Source organism: Corynebacterium mustelae, assembly GCF_001020985.1.
In the GTDB taxonomy this organism is placed as follows: domain Bacteria; phylum Actinomycetota; class Actinomycetes; order Mycobacteriales; family Mycobacteriaceae; genus Corynebacterium; species Corynebacterium mustelae.
The window spans coordinates 2842021-2867517 of sequence record NZ_CP011542.1 but is presented as its reverse complement, the minus strand read 5'-3'; the positions used below and the strand labels follow the sequence as shown (position 1 = coordinate 2867517).

19 protein-coding genes are annotated in these 25497 nt (G+C 53.0%); 13 read left to right on the top strand and 6 right to left on the bottom strand.

Features of this window, described 5'->3' with window-relative positions:
• Positions 1 to 15: 15 nt before the first annotated feature.
• From CMUST_RS12775 to trhA, 4 genes are all read left to right on the top strand, one after another.
• Complete coding sequence (locus tag CMUST_RS12775) at positions 16 to 5820, top strand: DUF5979 domain-containing protein (protein WP_047262829.1); 5805 nt, start codon at positions 16 to 18, stop codon at positions 5818 to 5820.
• A 334-nt stretch (positions 5821 to 6154) separates the two neighbouring features.
• Positions 6155 to 7678 (top strand): SpaH/EbpB family LPXTG-anchored major pilin, encoded by a 1524-nt coding sequence (locus tag CMUST_RS12770; RefSeq protein ID WP_047262828.1) that lies wholly within the window; start codon positions 6155 to 6157, stop codon positions 7676 to 7678.
• 83 nt (positions 7679 to 7761) lie between these two features.
• Positions 7762 to 8661 (top strand): class C sortase, encoded by a 900-nt coding sequence (locus CMUST_RS12765; protein WP_052844773.1) that lies wholly within the window; start codon positions 7762 to 7764, stop codon positions 8659 to 8661.
• A gap of 106 nt (positions 8662 to 8767) precedes the next feature.
• A complete protein-coding gene (gene trhA, locus CMUST_RS12760; RefSeq protein WP_047262827.1) occupies positions 8768 to 9463 on the top strand; it encodes a PAQR family membrane homeostasis protein TrhA in 696 nt (231 codons plus the stop codon).
• 35 nt (positions 9464 to 9498) lie between these two features.
• Here trhA and CMUST_RS12755 read toward each other — a convergent pair whose 3' ends face one another.
• Complete coding sequence (locus CMUST_RS12755; protein WP_407922012.1) at positions 9499 to 10425, bottom strand: acyl-CoA thioesterase; 927 nt, start codon at positions 10423 to 10425, stop codon at positions 9499 to 9501.
• A gap of 235 nt (positions 10426 to 10660) precedes the next feature.
• On the opposite strand from CMUST_RS12755, the gene CMUST_RS12750 reads away from it, so the two are divergent.
• From CMUST_RS12750 to CMUST_RS12730, 5 genes are all read left to right on the top strand, one after another.
• The gene (locus CMUST_RS12750) at positions 10661 to 11059 is read left to right on the top strand and encodes a sterol carrier family protein (RefSeq protein WP_047262826.1); all 399 of its coding nucleotides are present in this window, start codon (positions 10661 to 10663) and stop codon (positions 11057 to 11059) included.
• 149 nt (positions 11060 to 11208) lie between these two features.
• Positions 11209 to 12756: an amidophosphoribosyltransferase gene (gene purF / locus CMUST_RS12745; protein ID WP_083987578.1), complete on the top strand. Its 1548-nt coding sequence runs from the start codon at positions 11209 to 11211 to the stop codon at positions 12754 to 12756.
• Between the two features lie 91 nt (positions 12757 to 12847).
• A complete protein-coding gene (gene purM / locus CMUST_RS12740; protein ID WP_047262825.1) occupies positions 12848 to 13945 on the top strand; it encodes a phosphoribosylformylglycinamidine cyclo-ligase in 1098 nt (365 codons plus the stop codon).
• Positions 13946 to 14147: 202 nt separating this feature from the next.
• On the top strand, positions 14148 to 15098 hold the full coding sequence (locus CMUST_RS12735) for an LbetaH domain-containing protein (protein ID WP_158408234.1): 951 nt from the start codon (positions 14148 to 14150) through the stop codon (positions 15096 to 15098).
• Positions 15095 to 15997 carry an LbetaH domain-containing protein gene (locus CMUST_RS12730; protein ID WP_047262823.1) on the top strand — a complete coding sequence of 301 codons (903 nt, stop codon included), beginning with the start codon at positions 15095 to 15097 and terminating at the stop codon, positions 15995 to 15997. Before CMUST_RS12735 ends, CMUST_RS12730 begins: the two co-directional genes overlap by 4 nt.
• Positions 15998 to 16329: 332 nt before the next feature.
• Here CMUST_RS12730 and CMUST_RS12725 read toward each other — a convergent pair whose 3' ends face one another.
• A complete protein-coding gene (locus CMUST_RS12725) occupies positions 16330 to 16554 on the bottom strand; it encodes a DUF3073 domain-containing protein (RefSeq protein ID WP_047262822.1) in 225 nt (74 codons plus the stop codon).
• Between the two features lie 195 nt (positions 16555 to 16749).
• Positions 16750 to 17865, bottom strand: coding sequence for a CAF17-like 4Fe-4S cluster assembly/insertion protein YgfZ (gene ygfZ / locus CMUST_RS12720; RefSeq protein WP_052844771.1), 1116 nt, complete (start codon positions 17863 to 17865; stop codon positions 16750 to 16752).
• Between the two features lie 53 nt (positions 17866 to 17918).
• Here ygfZ and CMUST_RS12715 point away from each other — a divergent pair, with 53 nt between their 5' ends.
• A complete protein-coding gene (locus tag CMUST_RS12715; protein WP_047262820.1) occupies positions 17919 to 18842 on the top strand; it encodes an aminodeoxychorismate lyase in 924 nt (307 codons plus the stop codon).
• On the opposite strand, the gene CMUST_RS12710 is transcribed toward CMUST_RS12715, so the two are convergent.
• Complete coding sequence (locus CMUST_RS12710; protein ID WP_047263642.1) at positions 18839 to 19531, bottom strand: FABP family protein; 693 nt, start codon at positions 19529 to 19531, stop codon at positions 18839 to 18841. The genes CMUST_RS12715 and CMUST_RS12710 overlap by 4 nt on opposite strands.
• 66 nt (positions 19532 to 19597) lie before the next feature.
• Between CMUST_RS12710 and CMUST_RS12705 the strand changes: the two genes are divergently transcribed.
• Positions 19598 to 20647 carry a diacylglycerol/lipid kinase family protein gene (locus CMUST_RS12705; RefSeq protein ID WP_047262819.1) on the top strand — a complete coding sequence of 350 codons (1050 nt, stop codon included), beginning with the start codon at positions 19598 to 19600 and terminating at the stop codon, positions 20645 to 20647.
• 411 nt (positions 20648 to 21058) lie between these two features.
• On the opposite strand, the gene CMUST_RS12700 is transcribed toward CMUST_RS12705, so the two are convergent.
• A complete protein-coding gene (locus CMUST_RS12700) occupies positions 21059 to 21916 on the bottom strand; it encodes an LmeA family phospholipid-binding protein (protein WP_083987576.1) in 858 nt (285 codons plus the stop codon).
• On the opposite strand from CMUST_RS12700, the gene mshD reads away from it, so the two are divergent.
• Together mshD and CMUST_RS12690 are read left to right on the top strand one after the other, a co-directional pair.
• Positions 21915 to 22811, top strand: a complete 897-nt coding sequence (mshD, locus tag CMUST_RS12695) for a mycothiol synthase (protein ID WP_047262817.1) — start codon at positions 21915 to 21917, stop codon at positions 22809 to 22811. The genes CMUST_RS12700 and mshD overlap by 2 nt on opposite strands.
• 311 nt (positions 22812 to 23122) lie before the next feature.
• Entirely contained in the window at positions 23123 to 24034 is a 912-nt protein-coding gene (locus CMUST_RS12690; RefSeq protein ID WP_236690117.1) for a M48 family metallopeptidase, read from the top strand.
• A 7-nt stretch (positions 24035 to 24041) separates the two neighbouring features.
• Here CMUST_RS12690 and dusB read toward each other — a convergent pair whose 3' ends face one another.
• Positions 24042 to 25187, bottom strand: a complete 1146-nt coding sequence (gene dusB / locus CMUST_RS12685) for a tRNA dihydrouridine synthase DusB (RefSeq protein WP_047262816.1) — start codon at positions 25185 to 25187, stop codon at positions 24042 to 24044.
• Between the last annotated feature and the right edge of the window lie 310 nt (positions 25188 to 25497).

Sequence of the window (25497 nt, the reverse complement as noted above, 5' to 3'; positions counted from 1 at the left end):
AAAAGGAGAACGAAAATGCCGATACCCAAGTCGCGGATACGTTGCATCCTGGCGGATATTGTCATTTGGCTGATGGTTGTAACCACCGGGTTGGTCGGCTTAACGGTTGCTTTCGCGCCGATTACCCGAGCCCAGACCACCTCGCAAGCATTTGATCCAACCAAATGCCAATTTCGGGAATTTACGGAAGCAACAAACGAACTAGGGCAGTCGTTATGTTGGATCAATTTCAAAGACTTTAACTTTGAAGAAGCCCGCACAGTGGGCTCAAACATGGAGATCCGGCTGGACCCATATGTGTTGAAGTTCAAGGTTAATATCCTTGATAAAGGCTCTGATATTAGGTCAATGCAGGCGCGCGACCTAGTGGTGGGGTCTGAAACTTTCAATCCTTCCACTTCCGCCATTCGGGTAAGAAGCGGCAATCGCTATGTAGATACCCCGACAAAAATCACCTGGGATAAGGCGCTGTTCGGGCGCACCATTGAAGCTGATGGCGTGCACCATCGTTATTTTGTGCCGGAATCAGGCAGCGACCATGAACCAGTGTTGGGTACAACCAGACGACAACGCTCCGTCAACACAGGCATAAACCCGCGGATTCGTTTTTCCAACGTCAGATTTGAACACGTTGATGGTCAGCAGCCACAGTTCTCCTTGATCGTTGCTGATGCAGAATCAACGACAAATGAGCGGATTGATTCTGCGCCTGAATTTATCGGTTTACGATCCTATGCGGGTGGAAAATTCACTCAGCTTCCATCATCTGAAGCTCCGCAGAACTCGGGAACCCCGTCTGCTCCCACGTGTGGTGGCGGGATGAGAGAAAATTATTCGCAATCTGAGCGGGAATCTGGCCAGACGATTAACTATAACTACGATTTGTACTGCTTAGGCGGCACAGTTCGGCCTGGGTTCCGTGGGGCCCAGCGCAGTGGCATCTTTTTTGCCAAAGTAGAAAACCCACAGGATTTTGAGGTGACTCTTGGTGGCATTCAAAATCAGGGAGTTGCCTTTGCAGTACAAGTTCGCTCGACCAGCTCTGTTGTTCAGGTAGCACGGCGAGCAGAAAACGGCGTGATCGATCAGCATGGCCGCCGAATACGAGAATCTGATTTTAGTATCGAGACTCGCGTTGTTGACACAGCGACGGGAACCCGATCACCACTAGGAAGCACTCGCACGGTAGTAAACAAAGCTAATCCAGCGCAAAAAGGTTCCAGCTTTGTTGCCACAGCTGACCAGAAGCTTGAGTTCTTTTCAACAGTCGCGAATACCGAAAGCTCCGATGAGGCAGTCATTGCCAGGTATCGGCCGGAATGGCAGTGCACGAATCAACTAAAGGAAGGAGCTGCAAAGACACCAATAGCTGCGGAAGTAACAACCGAAGATTCACGACCACAGTCAACTGCGCTGGTCGATGTGCCTAATGAAGGTACCGTGGAGTGCACGGTTATTTGGCAAGAACGGTTTCCACGTACCGGCGTAATCAACGTTTCCAAGACCACACATCCGGATCTCCAGGATCAGTATTTTAAGTTCGAATGGAACTGTGAACCACCGGACCCGAAGTTTTTGGTCGGCTACGAGTTTTTGGCGCCGCGAATCCTAACCGGCAATCGGCGGATACAGGCTGGTGGAAACTTCAACATCAGTGGTTTACCTGTCGGAGCGCAGTGTACGATTACCGAAAGTGGTGGGCCAGCGAGACAAAAACTCACGTATCGAGTGAATAACTCTGTTGTCGACCCCCAAGATCCCATTAGTGTTGGTACCTCTACCATTCGGTTGGTATCCCATTCCGAACCGTCTAAAGAAACTGTTGACCTTCGAGTGCGATCAGAAGTTTCTTATGTTCAACCCGGCGCGGAATCTGAGGTGCATAATAACCACAACGCGCGGGTTAGTTTTCAGTGCGAAAATACGCCCGAAACTACGGTAAATCTGTCCTATCGGCATACCTCGGGCTTCGTTGAAGCCAATGATGGATTGGCGATAGACAGGTCATGCACCATAACCTATGACCAAAACCGTGATGCACAGCAAAAACGGGTTGGCTACATTGACTCGGTTTCTTTGGAATACGATGGCCAGGTTATACCTGGGGTTTTACAAGGAGATGTGAAAGACGGCGTTTTCCGGTTCGAGGTGCGGCTTCCTGCGGATACTAATACTGAGCAACCACTTGATGTGGTGTTCAAACCTCGGTTACGCACTGAGACGTACGTTTTGGAGATTTCCAAAACCGTAACGGGTTCCGGAGCGTCACGAGTGGTTGCCTTGCCGACTACTGTTCATTGGCGTTGTTTTGTTCCGGGGGAGCAGCAACCTCGTGAAGGTACTATTCAGGCGACTGCCGCACCACAAGTGACCGAAGCGTTGCCGCATGATTCTACGTGTTTCGTGTGGGAAGATTCGTTGGTTCTTCCTACTGGTGTGGAGCAAGTTGGTGAAACCACAATTGAACGCTTTGGTGCAGGTACCAAACGTGTGATTACCAATAGTCAAGCAAAACAGGCAACTGAGCAGTCACCGCACCATATTCTTACACTGAATCCGGGTACGAATAAGGTAGTTCTGTCTTCCGAATACATTCAGCAAGTGGCACCGGTCAAAGTGCGGATTACCGGGGCTGGGCCAGCGGCCCACCATGCGAACATTTCGTCGTATTCAATTAGCTACACCTGCGGTACCGCTACGGTGGGGACTGCCAGTGGTCTAACTAACGTCGTGTTGGCTGGTTTTATGGATGTACCAGCGGATACAACAACGTCGTTGGTATATAAAGGTGAGCTCAAAGATATTCTCAGTAACGACTCGGGTGAATTGCTCGTGCCGATCGGTAACGTGTGTAGTGTTACGATACAGACTGTGTGGGCTCCACGGGGAATCCGTGCTGATGTCCCCACTATTCCCCGTAAACAGGTGGAAGCGGGAAATAATCTCTTCACCGCAACAGTGGAATATAATTACGCGGGCTCGGGCTTAACAATCAATGCTAATTTTGCGACCAATCCGGAATTGGGCCAACCAATTCCAACCGCAGTGGTATGTAGTCGACCTGGGATTATTGGTATATTCCGGCGAGTGGTGGAGATTAGTCCTCAAGCGCCTCAATTACGGTTGACTGCAGAAGAAGTACCGGCTGGCAGTGAGTGCGCAATTTCTATGTCAGAGGATTCTGGAGAGCGCAGCTTAGACGGCCGTCGGGCATTAAGTGTGCGTAGTTTGGAGTTTTCCAACCTGGTGCAAGCCTCCGCAGAAAACAACGAGAAGCTGGAGGTGTATTATCTCAGCATCCCGAATGACAATGCGGTTATCGACGTCACTATTGATTACGAATATGTCATGCGGTCGATGGCTTTTGCTGTCACAAACGTGGAAGCCCAGCCCGAACGTGGGGTGTTTGCTGATTATCCGGAGACTGAATCCTTTGCCCCAACCATTTCGGTTATATGCCAGCTACCTAATGGAACCGAACAGCCATTTGCTGTGAAAATATCAAATAACGCTGGGCAAAATAAGTTGAGTGTTCCGGCTTTCACACAGTGTAGTGCTACTCAAGAAGCAACAGCTTTTCCGGAAGTTGTTACGGTTGATACAACCGCAACCACCGCTGGTAGTGCGGGAAATAGGACGATTAACTATACCGTCGTTGAGGATAACCAGGAGGTTCGGTTTACTAATTCTTTCGCTAGGGCCACCACTTCTGTGACAGTTGTTGCTAGCTTTGAGGTGCCTGATAATCCTGCATCTGGTGGGTCGGTGGTTTCGCCAACCCCTACTGCTGCCGCAACAGTTACGTGTGCTTATGGCGGTCGGGAAGTCTTTAGCCACCAGGTTGATGTGCAGCCGGGCGATAATCAGGTGGCAGACGTGCCCGCTGGACTTGACTGTAAGATTGCAGCTCGGAGCGCAGCACTTGAAGTTGGGTTCACGCTAGATGGGGAGCAAGATCCGCGCACTGCTTACTTAGAACCTTCAGCCCGGTGGACAATCACCGACGGTGGGCAAACCTCTGAAGCCTCTGGTAGCGACGCGGCCGATGAAAACATCAATGTTTCTCCTGTTTTCCGAACCAAAGTCGACCATGGTGCCACTGGTAACGCCAACCGGGTTACTTATGGTGCGCGTTATCAGTGGCGCATGGGGCAGGCGGAATTGTCCAAGCAGATTTCCGGTGCGGCCAATCATTTGGAGGCCCTCAAGCGAACTTCGGCGAACCTTGAGTTTTCTTTCACCGCTATCTGCGCTAGTCCTGATTCCACCGCTGTGGATAGTTCTGGGCTGGCCACACCCGTGCGGTTATCGCAATTCGCTCGCACGGACACGGTGGTCGTCGGCAAGCTAGAAGCGCCGATCGGGTCGTTGTGCACGATAACCGAATCCCAGGATGCCCAGTTGCCACAGGGATTTAGCATCACACCGCAGCCAGACACTCAGGTTACGGTTTCGCTTGACGACGCCTCCGTGAACCGGTTGAAAATAACAAACCACGTCACCCGCACCACCACCCCCTATGAGGTGATTGCGGCAACAGCTGGTGAAGAAGCATTACGCCACGGCGACACAGAGTTGAGTTTTCGATGCATTCACAACGGGCATCAGGTTGATATCGCCACATCAACCGTGCTAGTGGCAGGTGCGAAACAACCCCATCTGTTGCAAGTAGCCGAATTAAGCCGCCACGCGATGGAGATTGACAATCCGGTCTATCATCTTCCCATCGGCGCTCAGTGCACTGTCACTGCTGGCGGCTCGGCACTGGACCCGCGACCCGAACTGAAAGCGGTTGGTACGCCACAGCACCGCATCCCGCCAACAATTTTTGCCCTCAACGACAAGGTGGTTCGCAGCCAACCCGAGGATGGTGTCGCTGAACTGGGCGACTATTCCATGAGTGATGGAATTCTTGACGCCTGGAACAAGCACAGTTTCACCTTTGAAGTTCCGGAATTAACGGACGCTGATTCCATACCACTGTTCGCCATCTCCCACCTGATTCGGGACAAAGTGGATCTCACATTGGGCAAGACCCTCGGTGGGATCGCACCGAAGTCAGAATTCCCAGTAACCGTCGATTGTGGCGCAGTGGTGAGCACCGGTGAGGTGAGTCCGCGCCGGGATCTGCGGGTGGCGGAGGTACCAGTAGGGTCGGCGTGTTCCATCGTTGAGTCGCATGGCGGAACTGGGGACGGTAGTACACCTTCCGTGGAATGGGACTTTGGTGCTGGGCTTGTCCCGCAGCAACCGCCTCGTAATGAAACCGCTCTTATTTCGGTCAAGCCGGTTGCGCAAGTATCGGACTCGTCTGTTGATGGTCAGCGGTGGCGGATGAGCATCCGTAATAACTATCCGAAGTTGAGTCTCACCCGCAGCATCGCTGGTGCTGGGATTATCGGCGCCATCGTGCTTCCCCCGGAAGCTACCACCGCCACCGTGGAATACACGGTACGTAACGATGGTGCCACTGCATTGCGTGGTATCACGATTTCTGAGGAGAACAGCCCACTTGCGGGTTGTACGATCCCGGATTTGGAGCCCGGCGCGAGCCATACCTGTTTCCGTGAGATGCCGTTGGCTGAACCAGGCGTGATGGATTCGCACGAGGGGCACGCGACTGCGTCTGCTACTGATGCCCATAATCAGTTAACGGCTACTGCATCTACCACTGTCATTCGCCTCCCATTTGGTGGTGCCTGGCAGTTACCTGATACTGGTGTGCGCACGCTGGTGTTCATTTTGCTGCTGGGGCTTGTGATTCTAGGCGTTGCGGTGGTGCGGTATATCCGTTCTGCCCGCAGCGAAGCTGAGGATTAATGTGCTCGCTTGTCGACGTCACGGCGTCACCCAGTCGTCGACAAGCGGGTATAGCTAATGTAAAAATTGGCAAATTATTAGCTTTTTGAAGGATAGATGGGTTCTGCTGTGGCGTTGATATGTACTTTAAACTGAGGTTTTGATCTCGGATTATTGTGCGCCGCAATTAAAGTGCCGAACATTTGCTAATTATATTAAGTAAATACTAAACTTAAACTTAAAGTTGGGTTTATTTTTTGAAATGCCCACAATTGAACGCAAAGTTTGCGATCGCCCACCTGGGGCGTCGTTGTTTCTACTACGACAAGGGAATGTGATGTCAAGGACTCGCCACGTGCGAAACCGCACCGCTGCAATAATCGCCGCAGCCGTTGTCGCCTTTTCAGGCACCGTTTTTAATCCAGTTGTATTTCCACTGGCTAGCGCCCAGTCACAAAATGATCCAGTTCCAGGATCACCTGCACATACGATGGATTTGAGCCAAGAGGTTTCGCTGACGATCAAAAAGCGTTTGGGTGATCCGCAGCTAGATGCACGAACTGCGGAAGGGCTTCCAGGGGTCAATAATGCACAATTTAAGATTGAAAAAATTACCTTGATGGAGTCCGGCCAGCCCGTCGCTTTGAATACTGACAAAGCGTTCAAGTTACTTAAAGATATGACCGCCGCAAACTTAGGTGAAGCGCAAGCTGAGGTATTAACTACTGTCAATACCGGCCCGACTGGCGACGTAACGGTTACTAAAGCGACTCATAGTGATTTCACGGCGGGAGTGTATAGAATTACTGAATTGCAAAGCGGTGATTTTTCGGTAGCAAAGCCTTTCCTTGTCGTTTTGCCAACCACCGACAATGCTGGAAAATGGGTCTATTCCCGTGAAGTATTGCCTAAGGGTCAATCAGTTAAACCAACTAAGACTGTGGAGCCGAAAGATGCGACTATTGGTAAGACTTTGACCTACACCATTAGTGCACCAGTACCTGCGGGTGAAATTAGTACTTTTAAGATTTCCGATTCTCTTATGGCCGGTTTGAGTTTGGCGAGTGTTGAAAGTGTGGCGGCGGTAGGCGGAACTAGCGGGTCGCAAGATCTGTCAAATAGTGGATACTTTCAGCATTCTGTGTCTGGACAGGATTTAAGTTGGACTTTTGAACAAACTGGTTTTGAGCGTCTCATGCAGCTGCGTAAGGTGGATTCTGATCTGAAAGTTGTGATCACGTTCAAAGTAACTGTGAATTCAATTCCAGGTGATGGTGTCATAACCAATACCGCCAACGTCGATCTGCCGAATGGGTTGAAGCTTGATACTGACGTTCAGGGTCCCGATGGTAAAAAGCCAACCAGTACTACATTTGGTGATCTGACTGTGAACCTGACTGCGGAAGGTGCTTCTCCGGGTGATAATATAGCCGGGGCGCAATTTGAGCTCTATCGTTGCGAACAGGGCGCTGGTGGTAAATGGGAAGTTAAAGAACAACCAGTCCCTATGAACGACACAGACTCAGGTGACAGCATCGTGTCCAAGATTAGCTCCGTTGATCAAGGTGGTGGGGCTGGCTTATCGAAAGCGCTGGGATTTAATATTCCTACCAAGTATTCGAATTCCCAAACAGACCTTAAGTTCTGCGTCGTGCAGACCAAGGCGCCAGATGGGTACATGCGTAATCCAGAACCGCAACCAGTAGAAATAACTGATGAAGGTCGTGTGCTTACCTCGAATATCACCAATTACAAAGACAGTATCGTTGGTCAGTTGCCTGCAACTGGTGCGAAGGGTGTTGGTTTGATCCTGCTGTTGGGCTTGTTGCTGACAGCGCGGGGTCTGTACACAAGCTACCGGGATCGCAAGGTGGCGTAAGTAAAAAGCAAAAGCTAGTTAGGGTGGGCGGTTGCCTTAGCCTAACTAGCTTTTTGTATTGCGTGGTGAAAGGCAGGAGGGCGATGGTGCTGGTGGCAACGCGGCGAGACGCGAGGGCGTCGACACGCAGGAAACGGTCGCGGCGAAGCTTGATCTGGGTGGTTCTGGGAGTGGTGGTATTGCTCTACCCGATGGTTGCCACAATCTATAACGACTATAAGATTCACCAGCAGGCGGCGACCTATGGGAAATCAGTAGCGCGGATCGACCCGCCGGAACAATTGGAGCACTACCAGTTCCAGGCGCACGCGTATAACTCGTGGCTCACCCAACAAGGACACCATGCCCGCCCGGCGTTGCCAAGTGACCCAGGTTTCGATCGGTATATGGAAACTCTTAACCCACCAGAAACGTTTGGCGTCATGGCTCGGATTCGGATTCCAAGTATCGGGGTGGACTTACCGGTGCGGCACACCACCAATAGTTCAGTGCTATACGAGGGGGCGGGGCATATGTACGGCTCATCGCTGCCGGTAGGAGGCATGGGTACCAATGCTGTAATTTCGGCCCACACGGGGATGGTGGATGCCAGCATGTTTGACAATCTGCCGCGTATTAAAGATGGCGCGTTGATTCGGATTGATGTGTTGGGTTCATCGTTGTACTACCAAGTGGTGTCCCGGCAAGTGGTGGCACCCAGTGACTATTCGGCGGTGGAATACTTCCACGATCGAGACCTGCTAACACTGATAACGTGCACACCATACGGTATCAATACTGACCGGTTGTTGGTGCTGGCGGAACGGGTTGATCCGGCGCCGGTAGGTGCGGATTCAGAAACCACGGTGTGGTTTCGGTGGTCGTGGTGGATGATCGCCGATGCGGCGATCATTATCTGTGTGGTTTTAGGGGTGACAGGTTGGGAATTGCGGCTGGCGTGGCGGCGTCGAAAAGCAAAAACTGAGGTAGGAGGCGAACGCTAGCGCGGTGTGAGTTGGCGGCGTACACTGTGCGGTGTAAAAGTTACGGTACGGTAGGTTTTGTTGTTTATCTGCTGGCCCCACATGACATAAGGTAGGCCGTTTCATCATGACGGAAACTCCAACCGCCCGCTTGGTTTCGTTCACCCGTAGTCGGCTCGATCGAGGGCCACGACCCAAAGCCCGTGGCCTATACCACCATGTTGCCGCCTATGTGGCTGCCATCGCGGGCGCGGTATTGATAACATTCGCCTGGCTGCGTACCCCCTGGCAGGTGGGGCTGGCCACCACAGTCTATGCCGTTGCAGTCGTTGCCCTGTTTGGCATTTCAGCGGCCTATCATCGGGGGCCGTGGCGAAGCGAACGGGCGGTTCGCGCATGGAAAATCGCCGATCATTCCACGATCTCAATTTTTATTGCTGCCACCTACACCCCGGTTGCGGTTCTCACCCTTAACCCCCGCAACGCATCCTGGTTGCTGGGTATTGTCTGGTTGGCCGCGCTAGGAAGTGTAGTGCTCACCTTCGTTAATCACCCCAGGTGGCTGGACGTTGTTGTATATCTGGTATTGGGGTGGGCGATAGTTCCGCTTCTGCCCGCGTTGCTAAAAAACGCAGGCCCAGCCATTGTTAGTTTGTTAGCCGCCGGAGGACTAATATACAGTCTCGGCGCGGTGGTCTATGCACTGCGCTGGCCGGGCCGACAAGCCCGGCTCATCGGTTATCACGAGCATTTTCACGCGGCCACCATCATTGCGGCAACTTTGCATATGATCGCAATTTGGATGCTGGTGGCCCGAATATAACCACGTGAGCGTACCAGACGCCAGAAAGTAGCGAATTAATCCTTAGGTTCGATGCTGGGGTGGGCCATCAGCGGCTTCGGCGCGTAGGCTGCCCGTAGCTCCCGCAGTGTGGCGGCGTGCTCCCAGAGCCTGATATCTTCCTCCGTGCGTGGCCTAAACTGCCGGGCTGGAAGAGGGATGCCATCAATATCCACCCCGACGTAGGTCACCGTGGCGTGGATAGCGGTTTCCAATTTCTCCCGGCCGCCCCGGGGAGCACCAGAACGGACATGAACGCTGACCTGCATCGAGCGGGCATCAGTACGCATTAGTCGGGCGTCTACTTCGATTAAATCGCCGATCTGAATAGGTCGGTAGAACCGAATCCCGCCCGCATAAACAGCAACGGTATGTTCGCCGGACCACTCCATGGTGCAGGCGGCGCCAGCTTCATCAATCCACTCCATAGCGGTGCCACCATGGACTTTGCCGCCCCAGTTCACGTCCGTCGGCTTGGCTAAGAACCGGGTAATCAACCGAGGCGCATCGGACGGGCCGTCGTACGTTTGTTTCTCCATCTCCATTTCGATGGCCTTCCGAAGCCCAATGCGTGAGGTAGCCGCATCCTGTACCCGCTTCTCGTCCTCATTTCGTGGCTCAAACGGCGGCACCGGGGTAGGGGTGCCAGTTTCCGGATCCTTTGCAACGAAAATGACCAAACAGTCACATGCCCTAGTAAACACGCCTTCGCGTGGGTCGGCTGAAAGTACCTCGTTGACAATGTGCATGGAGCTGCGCCCAGTCATGGCAATCCGCGAGCGCACCTCCACCATATGCCCGCTGGGGATAGGCCGGGTGAAATGGATATGTCCAACATAAGCGGTCACACAGTACGTTCCGGACCAGCCGACGGCGCAGGCATAAGCTGCCTTATCTATCCATTCCAAAACCCGGCCGCCGTTCACACCGTGATTGCCCGCCATAATGATGTCAGTGGGGGCTGCCATAAAACGAAGTGTTAATTCTGGGGAACGAGGCACCGATACTGGGGTGTTATCGGCGGAAGTAGGGCCAGAAGAGGGAGCAAGTTGATTAGTGTCAGATGATTGCGCGGGGGTGCTGCCAATAGTCATGTTCACACCATACCCAAAATTTGTCGCAACTAGCACAACAAGAACCACGATAAGCGTGGCCACGCCGCCCAGTTATGATAATACAATGGCCACGCACAAAGTTGACCCAGATCAGATGCGCACTGCGGTGTTGGAATTAGCTGAATGGATTGTTCTGCCCCGCGAACAAGCACTTAATAAAAACAATGAGCTTTCCCCTAACCGGGCGGCTCTTGCAGCCGCTGTGCGGTTAACCGTGCATACGTTAGGCGATATTGCGCCAGGCGGCAGTGTTGAGGTACGGGTGCCGCCCTTTGCCGCAGTGCAGTGTGTTCAAGGTCCATCTCACAGTAGAGGCACCCCACCTAACGTTGTGGAGACTGATCCGCTCACATGGTTACGGATAGTAACTGGGGTGGAATCGCTCGTGGATAATCCGAAGGTAACCATGTCCGGAACCCGCGCTCCAGACGTCGCCCAGTGGCTACCGTTGCTGCGTCTGTGAAGCTGTAAGGGGGTGGTTGGGAAGTCAACGAATAGTTGGATGTCAGGTGATGTGCGGGTAGTTTTGCGTGGTCTATGCGACTAAGGCCGAGCCAGCAGCCATTCCTGGCGAACCGGAGCATTAGAAGCTGGTGCAGGTTATGGTCTAGCATGGGTTGGGTGGCACAGATTAAGCAGCCGGTAGAACAGTTGGAAAATATTTCGGTCACTTCTTCAATCGCAGGATTCGACGACCAGGGGGAGCAATCCCCGCGAGAAGAATGTGGGGTCTTCGGCGTATGGGCTCCGGGTGAGGAAGTTTCAAAGCTTACCTATTTTGGTCTCTTCGCCTTGCAACACCGGGGCCAGGAAGCTGCTGGTATCGCGGTGGGGGATGGCCAGCAGGTAGTCGTGTTTAAGGACTTGGGCCTAGTGTCACAAATCTTTGATGAACAAACCTTAGAGTCTCTCAAGGGTGACGTGGCTATCGGGCATACCCGTTACTCCACCGCAGGTGGCGTGACATGGGAAAATTCACAACCTATGTTCCAGGTGGCTCCCGATGGGACAGATGTTGCATTGGCACACAACGGAAATTTGGTTAACTACCTAGAGCTGCTGGATGAAGCTCACTCGCTTGAGCTTGTCGACGCCCACACCCAGCCCTCCGATTCGCAGGTTATGACGGCTCTTTTAGCCCATGGCATTACCACCGGAATGAAGGTTCTTGATTCCGCTCGACTCTTGTTACCCAGAGTAACGGGCGCTTTTTGTTTAACCTTTACCGACGGGCACACCCTCTATGCTGCCCGCGACCCGGAAGGGGTGCGCCCATTGTGCCTGGGTCGGTTAGAAAAAGGCTGGGTAGTTGCATCTGAAACCTGTGCCCTTGATATTGTGGGTGCGTCGTTTGTTCGGGAAATTGAGCCTGGCGAATTGGTGGCCATTGATGAAGCGGGCGTGCGGTCAGAGAAATTTGCCGCGCCGCGTCGTAAAGGCTGTGTCTTTGAATATGTATATCTAGCTCGACCGGACTCGGTGATTCGGGGTCGAAGTGTCAATGAATCTCGCCTGGAAATTGGCCGCAGGCTGGCTAAAGAATTTCCGGCAGATGGTGATTTGGTCATTCCTGTCCCGGAATCAGGAGTTCCGGCGGCGGTGGGATTTGCCCAAGCCTCTGGAATCCCCTTTGGTCAGGGCCTTGTGAAGAACGCTTACGTGGGCCGAACCTTTATTCAACCGTCGCAAACATTGCGGCAATTGGGAATTCGGCTCAAACTCAACCCGTTGCGAGAAGTCTTGCAAGGCAAGCGTTTGATCGTGGTGGATGATTCCATCGTTCGCGGAAACACACAACGTGCACTCATCCGAATGCTGCGGGAAGCCGGCGCTGCGGAGGTGCATGTGCGTATCGCATCGCCACCAGTGAAATGGCCATGTTTTTACGGAATCGACTTTGCTAGCCCTGGTGAACTCATAGCTAATGCGGTCACAGAGGGCAACGAAGAAGAAATGGTGCAGGCAGTGTGCACCGCCATTGGTGCTGACTCGTTAGGATTCGTCTCAACCGAGTCGATGGTGGCCGCGACGCAGCAGCCACGATCCGAGTTGTGCTGTGCCTGTTTCGATGGAGAATATCCGTTGGGATTGCCTACCGGTAATCCCAATGCGGAGCTCGTGTCGGCGCTGCAACGCGGTTCCTGCGGCGGCGTGGATTAGCGGCGAACCCCTCGTCGAAAAGCGAGTACGTAGCCTTGCTGTAAACGTTACACATTATCCAGTTTTTATAAGAACGTATAGGTACCCAAAAATGACTGATACCCCAATTAACGCAAACGATGAAAAAGTTGCGGACGAAGCCGTATCTTACGCTGCGGCGGGCGTCGATATCGAAGCCGGCGACCGCGCTGTCGAGCTTTTTGCACCGCTGGCGAAAAAAGCCACTCGGCCCGAAGTGCGCGGCGGGTTAGGCGGCTTCGCTGGGTTATTTGCCTTGGGTAAATACCGGGAACCGCTGCTTGCCGCGGGATCTGACGGCGTAGGCACTAAATTAGCGGTAGCACAGGCCATGAATAAACACGACACCATCGGCATTGACCTGGTTGCCATGTGTGTTGATGACCTGGTAGTTTGCGGTGCAGAGCCACTGTTTTTGCAGGACTACATCGCCATTGGCAAAGTCGTGCCAGAACATGTTGCTGAGATTGTTTCCGGCATCGCCGAAGGCTGCATACAAGCTGGTTGTGCGCTTTTAGGTGGCGAAACGGCAGAGCATCCCGGGGTTATGGAACCCGGTGACTACGACGTTTCCGCCACCGCAGTTGGGGTTGTGGAAGCCGACGAATTACTCGGCCCGGACCGGGTACGAAATGGCGACGTGGTGATCGCAATGGCGTCTTCCGGACTGCACTCCAATGGGTATTCCCTCGCGCGCCACGTGTTGTTGGAAAAAGCAAGTCTGCCGTTGGATGGTTTCGTGGAAGAGTTAGACCGCACCTTGGGTGAAGAGCTATTAGAGCCCACCCGAATCTACGCAAAGGACTGCTTGGCGCTGGCTGATGAATGCGAAGTTCACACCTTCTGTCACGTCACCGGCGGCGGGCTAGCGGGAAATCTTGCACGGGTAATCCCGGACGGGCTTGTGGCAGAACTGAGCCGTGCGACCTGGACGCCTGGCCCGATCTTCCGACTAATCCAAAACGTAGGTAAAGTGCCGCAGGAAGAGATGGAAAAGACCTTCAATATGGGGGTCGGTATGGTTGCGGTAGTGGCACCGCAAGACCGTGACCGGGCGTTGGCTATGCTCACGGCGCGTCATATCAAGGCGTGGGAATTAGGCACCGTTCATACTGCAACCGATTCCGATACCGGGTCGGTCATCATGTCGGGTTCCCACTCCGGTCACTAACGGGCTGCCGCTGGTTCTCTAGTGATTGAGTTAGGCGGCGCGCAGACACTTATGGGTAGCTGGCCAGGGATGATTAATTCTGGCTATTAACGGTGAAGATTTTAACAATAAAAGCGACGGCGAAAATGTGGTTTTTTGTCCGTCGCTTTAGCTTATGCTGGGACAACGGCGAAGACACTTAGGTGATGTGTACACTTCGATAGTGACTGAATGGAGCACGATCTTAATGGATACACATTACGAATTCACCGGGGAAACGTGCCAGCATGCAGGACGTACCCTACACCGAATTAGGACACTTAAGGATATTCCAGCTGTAGGTGCTAAAGCCTACGATAGTGGGGGTTGGATTGAATCACCGCATAATCTTCCTAGCGGGATTGACCCTGGCTGGGTTACAGATAATGCAAAAGTTTACGGTATGGCGCAAATAACCACCGGGGCGCTCATTGGGGGAGAAGCAGAGGCGCTAGATGAAGTCGTAATCGCAGGCCGGTCAGTTGTAGGCGATAATGCCCGCATCCACGGTTGGTCGCAGGTACTTGACGGGGGCCGGGTAGGCGGCCACGCCCAAGTCCATGGTCGGGCAACCGTAAAGCACTACGCGCAGCTGTTCGACGATGCGGAAATATATGACGACGCGGTCATCGCCAACGGGGCTCGGGTTTACGGCCGCAGCCGGGTGTTTGGTTTTGCACAAGTAACTGGCAATGTTGAGGTGAAAGACTTCGCACGGGTGTGGGGGCACGCCCGAGTCGCAGAAGGGATGATTTACGAGGATGCTCAAGTATCCGGTACCGCTCGGGTTACCGGATGTGCCCACCTGCTATCCAGCGCGGAAGTGACCCATTCCAGTCATATTTTCACTTTGTACCCAATGGGGCAAGCCTTTGGCGCCGTTACCATGTACCGCACCACGCATGGTGGGCACATGGTTGCCATAGGCTTTTCTGATGGCACCCCACCGTGGTGCGGTTCTGTGATTGAGCTAGCCGCCAAGGCGCAAGCGCTTGTCGACGACGATTGGTGGTCCCACCGTGATGTTTCCAGCCAGACGCAGCAAAGTTGGTTGGAGGAATTTACCAACCTTGTTCCCGCATTCACCGCCCGGTTGGAAACGTGGGCATTGCAAGAACGAATGAAGGCCGAATGATGATTGCAAGCAGTACTGATTCTAAAACCGAACCGCACTTCACGTTCACCGGAGCCACCCAAGTATTCGCCGGGCATACAGTGCATCAGATCAAAGCCCGCATCAATCTTCCGCACGCCGGTGTGGTTGCTGGAGATATCGGCGGCTGGGTGGAAACCACTGACAGTTTACGCGACAATGCGTGGATATTTGATGACGCTTGTGTCTACCAAGGCGCCCAAGTAACCGGTGACGCTATCGTGCGCGGTAACGTCGCCGTGTTTGGGCACGCGCACATTGGCGAAAGCGCCGTCGTGGAGGGCAGCGGCGAGATCAGAGATTACGCCCGAGTCTATGGCTGCGCCCAAGTCCAAGGCCGCGGCTCGGTGGTCGACCACTCCCACGTGTACGGTTGGGCAACAGTGTCTGAAAACGCCACTGTCAGCGAAGGCGCACAAATCTACGGGCATGCTCATGTGGCTGGCAATGCGGCAATTTCCGGCGGCGCCCATGTGTGCGGCCAGTCGCATATTGCAGGCAGTGCTACCCTATCCAACGGTTCCGTGGTCTGTGGCCATGCGGTAATCACTGGTGAGGTTGCTATCTCCGGTGGCGCTCAGGTTTCCGCAACCGCGCGGATTGAGCATTACGACGACATTTTGATCATCAATAGAACTGGGTTGGTAGAAGACACCATCACGGTGTTTCGCACCGACGATCAGGGGAGCAGCAATCATGTGATCGCCATGGGGAAGTGGCGCGGCACCATCGAATCTCTCCAGTTTGAAATCTCGCACCCCAGACACGGTTCCGGTGAACGATCAGATTTTGAACAAGACCGCCTGCAAGCGGAAGTGCATGCGCTCATCCCGCTACTGAATACCCGCATTGAACAGTGGCGCAGCCGGGTGCTTGCCTGAAACCCTGAACACACTGGTCGCTCATGGCTAGCGTGCTCGGGGAAAGAAAGTGTAACCCAATGATCTGACCCGGTTGTTGTAGACGATGCACAAAACCGCAGAGGAGATGGCACTGCTTAGCACTGCTATCACGGCGGATTGGTGTGCGTATATACCGAAAACCGACATGGGGATCGCGATTACGTATGGGATACCAAACGGAAATGGCTGCAAATATCAGGAGCTCTGCTGGCATGACGAAACCGGTGAATGTCTATTTATGGGATTAAACATCCACCGGTTAAGCAGGTGTGCTATGAGACTTTTAGGTGAGGGGCGAAGATACCAGTTGGTTACTTCTTCTCATCTTCTTCGTCTTCAACCCAGTCGGCATACTCAGAATATGCATCCGCATAATCGTCGTATTCATCATCGTAATCGTCGTGTCGATCATTGGTGCGACTTGGGGACTGTCCGGCTAGCTCACGTTGCAAAGAGTCCAAATCCATATTTGGAGTGTTGTACTTCAGCTGGCGTGCAACCTTGGTCTGCTTTGCCTTCGCGCGACCGCGACCCATGGCATGACCCCCTTGGTACTAAGCGGAGCATCCCTGGGAATTTGGAATGCTCCGTGGGCTTTCAATCAATACAGTATGTTTTCCTGTATGACACAATAGCGTGAAATGGGTCGGTTTGTCGCACTGGGGCGCTGACCTAGGCAAATAATGTGCAAAATCCCAGTATCGCTAAAAACTAAGTCCCCCTTTTTTCGGTTACATCAACCCTTTGAGCCGGTTGAGTGCAGCCCGACCCGCCTGGCTAGATTCATCCACCGGGATCGAATCTCGATCAATACTGATTGCGGTGTCGCCGCTGTGCAGCACCACCGGAGTATCAGCATGGACGACATTGCGTTTGATAAGCGCTAACCCAATAGGTCCGAAATCATGGTCATGAACTATCGTGCCGAGCCTTCCGACGGTTTTATCACCAGCTTCGATCACAGCGCCTGGTTCCGGTAGCAAAGGCGCGGAACCATCTAAATGCACCATAACCAACAACCTGGGGGAGCGGCCCAAGTTTTCCACTCGGGCAATAGTTTCCTGACCCCGGTAGCACCCTTTCTGAAGTGCCACCGCACCCATGGTGTCCCCTCGATTAATCAAGTGGGGAACCTCATGCGGAATAGTCTTATCGTCAAAATCAATGCTGGGTTCTGGAATGGTATTCTTCACCCGCTCAGCGGTATAAGCCATCAATCCGGTAGGTGCCCACCCGGCGTCGATAAGCTGCGATGAAACGGTGAACAGGTGGCTTTGTGGGACGAAACAATCTCGACGTTTGCTGGTACCCCAGTCCAGCACCCGGCTAAATGCAACCACGTCGGGAAGCGTAACAGCATCTTCGGAGGGTGAGATGAGGCTTAGGATACGAAGATCGGTTGGTGTTATCTCTACCTCGGACAAGAAAATCCGCAGATTGAGGTATTCAATGAGGCTGTCCGCATGTTCGGGAGCAAGATCAAGATAGAAATTATCGCCCTGGATAGACACATCAATGAGCTGTTCAATGCGCCCCTGGCCATCTAAATTGATCGCCTGGGTGAAAAAGCCATCAGGCTGATTGATCAGCTTCTGGCTGAGCAAACTGTTGAGAAACGTGGCGGAATCTGCGCCACTGACCATAAAAACCGGCCGATTGGAGCGATCAACCAGCCCGCGTTTTTCAAAATTGCGTTGCTCAACCAACGGATTGCCGTAGTGCCACGCGACCGAGCGTAGAGTCGGGAAACCGTAATCCTGGCATTCTGCCGCGCCGGGAAGCGCAAGAAGCGGGGAACTATAGGTCGTTTCAGGGGTGGTTTGCGAATTTTTTTCAGAATTTGTCACGCAATCGATGGTAGCGCGTCATATGTTCATCCATCCAAGGCATAATCGGACATATGGCTTCTCACGTTCAGCCCTCGTCCACCTCACCAACCCCGATAGTATTGGCAGTGGAACCGTTTGGCGGTTCTGCCAGAAACCATAACCCCAATCTGCCACTGGTTTTTTGGGATGATGCGGCGGTGACGCGCGGCGATGGTGTTTTTGAGACACTCCTGTTGCGAGACGGCTGCGCCTGCAATGTGCAGCGCCACATTGATCGATTTTGCGCTTCCGCCCGATTACTAGACTTGCCGCAGCCTGCACTGGAAGCGTGGGAAAAAGCTACCGAATTAGCTGCTGAAATGTGGTTTTCTAAAACCGACCGGGATGCGTCCTGCGTCTGGACGTACACCAGGGGTCGGGAAAGCACCGGTATCCCCAGCGCATGGTTGGTGGTGAAAGACGTTGGCGATAAAACCGTTGAACAGCGCGAATCCGGCGTCAAAGTTATGACGGGGGCACGTGGATATAACATTTCGACCAGTGCACATGAAACAGATGCAACTATCAATACCCCACCGTGGTTGGTGGTTGGGGCGAAGTCGTTAAATTATGCCGCGAATATGGCGGCGTTGCGGTGGGCGAAATCCCAAGGCTTCGACGATGTCATCTTCACTGATGGGGAACAGGTACTTGAGGGGGCTACTTCCACTGTCGTTACGGTTCGTGGTAATAAAATCCGCACCCCAATTTCCGGCGGTGACATATTGCCCGGTACCACCGTAGCTGCACTTTTTGCGCACGCAACCGACAGTGGTTGGCGCTGCAAGGAAAAGAATATGCTTGTCGACGACCTATACCGCGCCGACAGCGTGTGGCTTCTAAGCTCGGTGCGGATTGCGACTCGGGTTACTCAGTTGGATGGGAAAAAGCTCCCGAAACCCGCGAATGAAACGGAAATCCGGGAGCTGATAGAAGCAGCGCTAGGGGTCCCTTAACCCATGACGCGGCGCAGTTCAGCCGACATACGAGGCTTCAACTCGCCGTCTACCATGCGCTCATCAACCCACCCCAAGTTGTTATTCGGCATAAGGCCGTAAAGTCGTTTACCCGCACCTAAAGAAGCCGGTCCTGTCGCGGTGACCATCGTGGAGGCGGATTCTAATTCCCACGCGCGTTCATTGAGCGGTTGGCCGTACATGATTTCCACCGCGCCAAGCGATGATGCGATAACTAACTCGATTTCGTCCTTGGCGTTAATGCGCCAAAAACCGGTTTCGCGCTGATCTAAACCAGTGGCGTTGCCTTCTGCATCGAGATCCCACATACGGGATTCGTAGGTGAGGTATTTTTCACCATCGTGGGCAATAATCAACTGTTGGCCAAAATTGACAATGGTGTCGTCTTCCAGGGGTTTTTGGCCGGTGCCCCGCCAGACTCCAACTAATGGCAATAGCGCGAGTAGGCCATCGTGCAAACTAGGACCTTCCCGAAGATTTGCCGTGTCATCTGGAATAGGAAGGTCACCGAAACCGGGAATATTTCGGTGCGCGGATTCCTTCCATTCTTCCGCTGCGCGATCCACAGCTGCGCTGCCAGAAAGCGACACATGTGATGGCGAAGGTTCCTTGCTTGCTGCGGCGTCGCCTGGGGTATCTGGGATTGAATGTGGTGATTGTTCTGTCATGCCTAACCACATTACACGTCGAATCGTATCCCTATTCAGTCAGATTTCCGGCTAGGGTGGGGAGACGTGAAGGCACTATTAATTTCAAACCCAAATTCCACAACCCAGCAACCAGAACTATTTAGACACCTGATTCCGGTGTTGCGATCCGTACCAGGGTTGCATCTACACGCCCAATTTACTCACCACGCCGGACACGCCACCGCCATGTGCGAGGGGCTGACCCGCGCCGATTACGATGTCGTCATCGCCGTCGGCGGCGATGGAACAGTGAACGAAGTCATCAACGGCCTGCTTGGCTCTGTTCCTGCGACAGGGGAGGCGTCGAAAAGCTACCACGAGGTACCAGCGCTCGCAGTTATCCCCACCGGTTCCGCAAACGTTTTCGCACGTGCATTGGGCTTCCCGCCGGAACCCATTCAAGCCACCGAGACGCTCGCCCACACTCTGCGGCACGGGCTAACTCGAACCATTGACATGGGAACCTGGAACGACAACTGGTTTGCCGTCAATGCAGGTTTTGGCATCGACGCCGACGTAATTGCCAATATGGAACGGGTACGGCAACGAGGCTTCTCCGCAACCCCACTGCGCTATCTACGCGTCACCGTCCGGGCATGGCGACGGCTTCGTAAATACCCGCCAAATATTAGCGTTTCTGCAATCAACCGGGACGGTGAACGTCGCAAAGTAGCCAAACTCCCAGTGTGCATGGCGTCGAATACCAACCCGTGGTCGTTTTTCGGGCCGCTGCCAGTGGTGACCAACCCCCGCAATTCCTTCGACATGGGCTTAGGTTTATTTGGTGTAACCCGGCTTGATGGTATTGCAGGTGCCACTGCCATGTTGCAAATGTTGGGCGCGAATTTGCCGCGCTTTGCCACTTCCTGGCTCAAAGAACGTACTTTCACCTTCGATGATGTGCTGGAAGTTGATCTAACTTGCGCCAAAACCCAGCGGTTCCAGGTTGACGGTGAATACGCTGGTGATTTCAAGACTGTGACTTTGGGAGCTATCCCCGAAGCCATCGAGGTTTACGCCCCTACAGATAAAGTAACCCCGACTCCAATGTCATGGGTGCGGCTTGCACTCAGCTTCTTCGACATTCGGCTTTAAGCCACAAACCTGTGTGCTGCGAAACTCGAAATTTAAGGGGCGGTTACTGTACATTTCGCCCAGGTTCGCAGCACACAGGCTCGTGTCGGCTGATCTTCGGAAACCAGTGTGCTGCGCAGGTACCGTAATAAGCCAGCTGTGCAGTGCCCGTTTGGCGTAAACGCAGCACTAAGCTTATCGACGCCTCCACGTCCGCATCTCCAAACGCATGTAGTTTGCTCCTGGTTTTCGGTGTGCTGCGAAGCGCAAATTACAAGTAAGGCGCTTTGCCAGTTTGGATTGGCTTCGCAGCACACAGGTTGGTGCTGATTGAACTCTGGAAACCAGTGTGCTGCGAAAGTATAGTTTGAAGGGGAACTGGTGGGGTGGCTTGAACACAAACGCAGCACACAGGTTGGTGTGGCTAAAGCGTTAATTAGGGGTCTTTGAGTCGCTGGCTTTCGGGATTAAATCCTCGGTGTGCACAACGACATTGCGCTCTTGGGACTCAAAATAAATAGTGCCACCACTGGAAGCAACATAGCTTGCCTGCCTGGCAAGTGGCAGGGTGCGGGTATTTAGTTCCCAGCGAAACGCGTCCAATATTTGGGCTTCTGTCAGACCATCGGATCCCGATTCAGATACAGCGCCACGATCAACCAGTCGCACTGGGTTTAAATGAAACATTTTGCCCACCAACCGCAATTCCGCCAGAACCACCACCGGTCCAGGTAGATCAGGAGGCGTGCCGCTTAGCTGAACCTCCGCCACGTGGCCACCAGCCGGGGAGATATCGTAGGGATGAGAAATATCTAAGTCAGAAATACCCAATTGGGAGCCAAGCGCCACCGCATCAAGAGCCACGCCGCGGCTAATCAATGCAGCTTTAGACCCATCAATATCACCGGCGAGTACTTGCTCCTTTGTTACCTCCACATCAGTAAGCGACGTGTGCGCCCGGATCAGGCCAAATGGTTCCACCGCCACATCAGTCATGGAAACGTACATGTCTGGCAGTGTTCCAGTTAAAAGTGCAGCGGAAAACGGAAAACCCCCCAAATACACTTCAGGTGCGGCAGCCAATTCGGCAATGCTTTCCACCCGATCTGACAGCTGCTTCTCACTACGCGCAGCAACGGCGGTGTCTACCACCCAGGTGGATGCCAGCAACCCAGCAATCACACTGAGGGTAACCACAATCCGTTTTATTCTGCGCTTTTTTACACTCACCCCTCCATAGTTACTACAAGCCGCGTCGAAAAGCAGAAAATGAGTACTCTCGGTAATCATGAACGTCACAATGCACATGGGGCAACTTCCACCACCCCTCTACGACGCCACCAAAAAACTCCTTGAGGCTGCGCAGGACCACGACGGCATATCACCATTGTCGGAACAATTCCTCAGAGGCCTCACCGACCCTAGCCGAGGCCACACCCACGCGCTGCTGTTTCGCCACACGGTCTCTGAACCTGCCCAATTCGGCACGATCATAGGCATAGCCACCAGCGACGGTACTACCTTAGAAATGGTTGTTCACCCCGATTTTCGCCGCTGCAAAGGCGCAACGGCTTTGAAAACCGCATTTCCCACCACCCCGGTATGGGCACATGGCGATCTGACCGAAGCCCAACAATTCGCACAAGCTCTTGGATTGAACCCCACCCGGCAACTGCTTGTCATGGCGGCAGACATTACCCCACACCAAGTACCGCCACTGCCGAGCGGGTTGACCCTACTGACCGCGACAGAAGCGGTTGAACAATTTGGACAACGCCATTTCGATAATCAGTGGCTTATTGCAAACAATCAAGCGTTTAGCTGGCATCCGGAACAAGGGGACTGGGACCACAACCGACTCGAAGCTGCCCGAAACACCGACTGGTACCGACCAGAAGACGTACTCACGTTGTGGGATAACGACATTATGTTGGGCTTCCACTGGATGAAACGCCACGGTGAGCTAGCCGAAGGTGCCGAGGCGGAAGTGTATGTCATCGGGCTTGCCGACGCCGGACGTGGGCGCGGGCTTGGGTCCATCCTGTTAAGCGCGGGGATTAATCACCTTTACGATGAAGGGGCACGCCGGGTGATTTTGTATGTGGAATCCGACAACACTCCTGCAATTGTCGCCTATGAGGCGCTGGGCTTTACAACCGTTGAACGGCATGTCTTATACACCTAGTCTGTTGTTTTGGTCAATGGAGCTGGCTGAAAATAGTGGTATTTAACCTGTGGCTGGGTGTCTTCATTAAGGTGACAATAGATTGTTAACGCAAAGCTTGACCAATGGTCAGCGAGCACCTCAAAGCTTGGGTATTTTTGGGGTGTGGTAGGTGGCATGTATCTGGGGTTGTCCAAAACTAATGGACAACCCCAGAACATTAATAATTTGGTGTTTATTGTAGTTTGTGAAAATGTTGATAATCGTACAATGTCCTTTTGCCATGGTTTTGTAATTTCAGATTTTCCGGAAGCGGAAGTTGGGAGAAAATATTGAGTAACATTGATGCAGAGAAGAAGGCGAGTAAATTCGTATTGTCCTCGACAAATAGTGAACTGGCGTTGGCTGAAAAAGCGGTTCCAACTATAAGAGAGTTTCGGCACAAGGCAGAAATTCCGATGCTGGTGCTTGGTATTATACTAACGCTGTTAGCTGCAATAGTGTGTATATATTTGGTTTTTGATGGAGAAACACTGAGTGATTTTGGAACAGGGATCTTAATTGGTCTAGCTGCGCCGTTGATTCTGTTTTTTGGAATCCGTTGGACATATTGGAACACAATCACCAATGCGGTTGAGGTGACTCCTATCCAATTCCCTGAAGTTTATAAAATCTATCAAGAAATTACTCAGAAAATGGGTTTTGTTGTTGAAGGGGAAAGCATTAATCGAAGACCACGTCTTTACATAACCAATGGAAACGGTGTGATGAACGCTTTCGCCTCAAAATGTCAGGTTCGCAAGGGTTATGTTGTCATGCATTCTGACATTGTTGATGTTGGTTACATCCATGGTGACTGGGGTTTTATTCGATTTGTTTTGGCGCACGAACTTGGACACATAAAATGCGGGCACGTGGATTTGTGGCGTTCCATAATGCAGCCAATTACCATGGCACTTTTCCTTGAACCAACAGTTACTCGTGCTCAAGAATACACTGCAGATCGTGTGGCATGTTATTTTGCCCCGGAAGGAGGGAAAGGCATGATTCACCTTTACTGCGGTAAACATCTCGGTCACAAAGTGAATTTAGACGAGTACTTTGAAAGCGTGAGCAAACATCAAAACAGCTTCTGGGTTAGGGTTGTAAATTTCTTTTCCAGCCATGCTGTTGGATTTCGTCGTATGGCCGCACTCAAAGAAGCAGAGACAAAAGGGTGGGATGTTCATGGAAAGATGCTTTAAACCTCATTTAACCGCCGGAATGCATGATATCGGCACCTTCCGGTACGGTTTCATCTTCTGGATCATCAAGCCACCCTTCCGGCAAGATGACCTTGGTGGGCGAGCCTTTGCGTCCTCGCGCCCCGTCGGAGTCGTCGGCAAGTGCGGTTGAATCGGACCACGGTGCAAGCACTCGGCGGAGATCATCAAGACTGGAAATTGCTGATAGTTGAGAACGGACTTCGCCACCGACTGGGAAGCCACGCAAATACCACCCCATGTGCTTACGTAAATCCCGGCAGCCTTTCTCTTCGCCATCGTGGGCGGTGAGCAGTTCGGCGTGGCGGATGATAATCCGGGTAACTTCACCCAAGGTGGGCTCTGCTGGAATTTCTGCGCCGCGCAATGCGGCAGACAATTCGGCAAACAGCCACGGCCGACCCAGGCAGCCGCGCCCAACAACCACCCCGTCGCAACCAGTTTCGGCCATCATTTTCTTCGCATCTGTTGCTTTGAAAATATCGCCGTTACCAAGCACTGGAATGCCGGTATCGGCTAGATGTTCCTTCAACCGGGTGATCTGTGACCAATCTGCTGCACCGGAATACCGTTGTGCGGCGGTTCGCGCATGCAATGCTACGGCTGCGGCACCCTCGGATGCTGCGATTCGACCTGCGTCTAAGTGGGTGTGGTGTTCGTCGTCGATACCAATGCGGAATTTCACCGTGACGGGAATGTTTGTGCCCTCGGTGGCTTTAACCGCAGCGGCTACGATATTGCCGAATAGTCGTCGTTTATAGGGCAATGCGGAACCGCCGCCGCGGCGGGTTACTTTAGGCACTGGGCAGCCGAAGTTCATGTCGATATGGTCGGCGAGATCCTCGTCGACGATCTTTTGCGCCGCCTTGTAGGTGTACTCCGGGTCGGTGGTGTACAGCTGCATGGAACGCGGTGATTCGTCGGGGCCGAAAGTTGTCATGTGCATTGTTTTCTCGTTGCCTTCGTACAACGCGCGTGCGGTAATCATTTCGCAGACATAAAGTCCGGAAACAGTACCGGTTTTTTCCAGTTCTTGTTCGCGGCACAGTGTGCGAAATGCAACGTTAGTTACCCCAGCCATGGGTGCCAAGACCACCGGTGAGGCAAGTTCAATGGAGCCAATGCGTAAAGTCACACTTCTTATTGTTCCAACTACGTCTATCATGCCCAAACTGAAAACCTGAATGTGCACAGTTATATAAACGGTGAGGAGAAAAGTGAGGGGTGAAGGTTACTGGTTCAAGATGGAAAAGAGGGGAACAAATGGGGGAGGGGCGGACTCTAAGCCTTGGGAAGCTGCGAGAGATAAACTGGCTATTAACCTGCAAATATAGTGATTTCGGTGCAGTAGGTTGTGGGAAGTTAGATTAAAGAGGGGGCCAAAGTCGCTCTAATGCGTTATTGTGGTCTCCGTAACTAATTTATGCTGCCATAGGGTTGTCTCA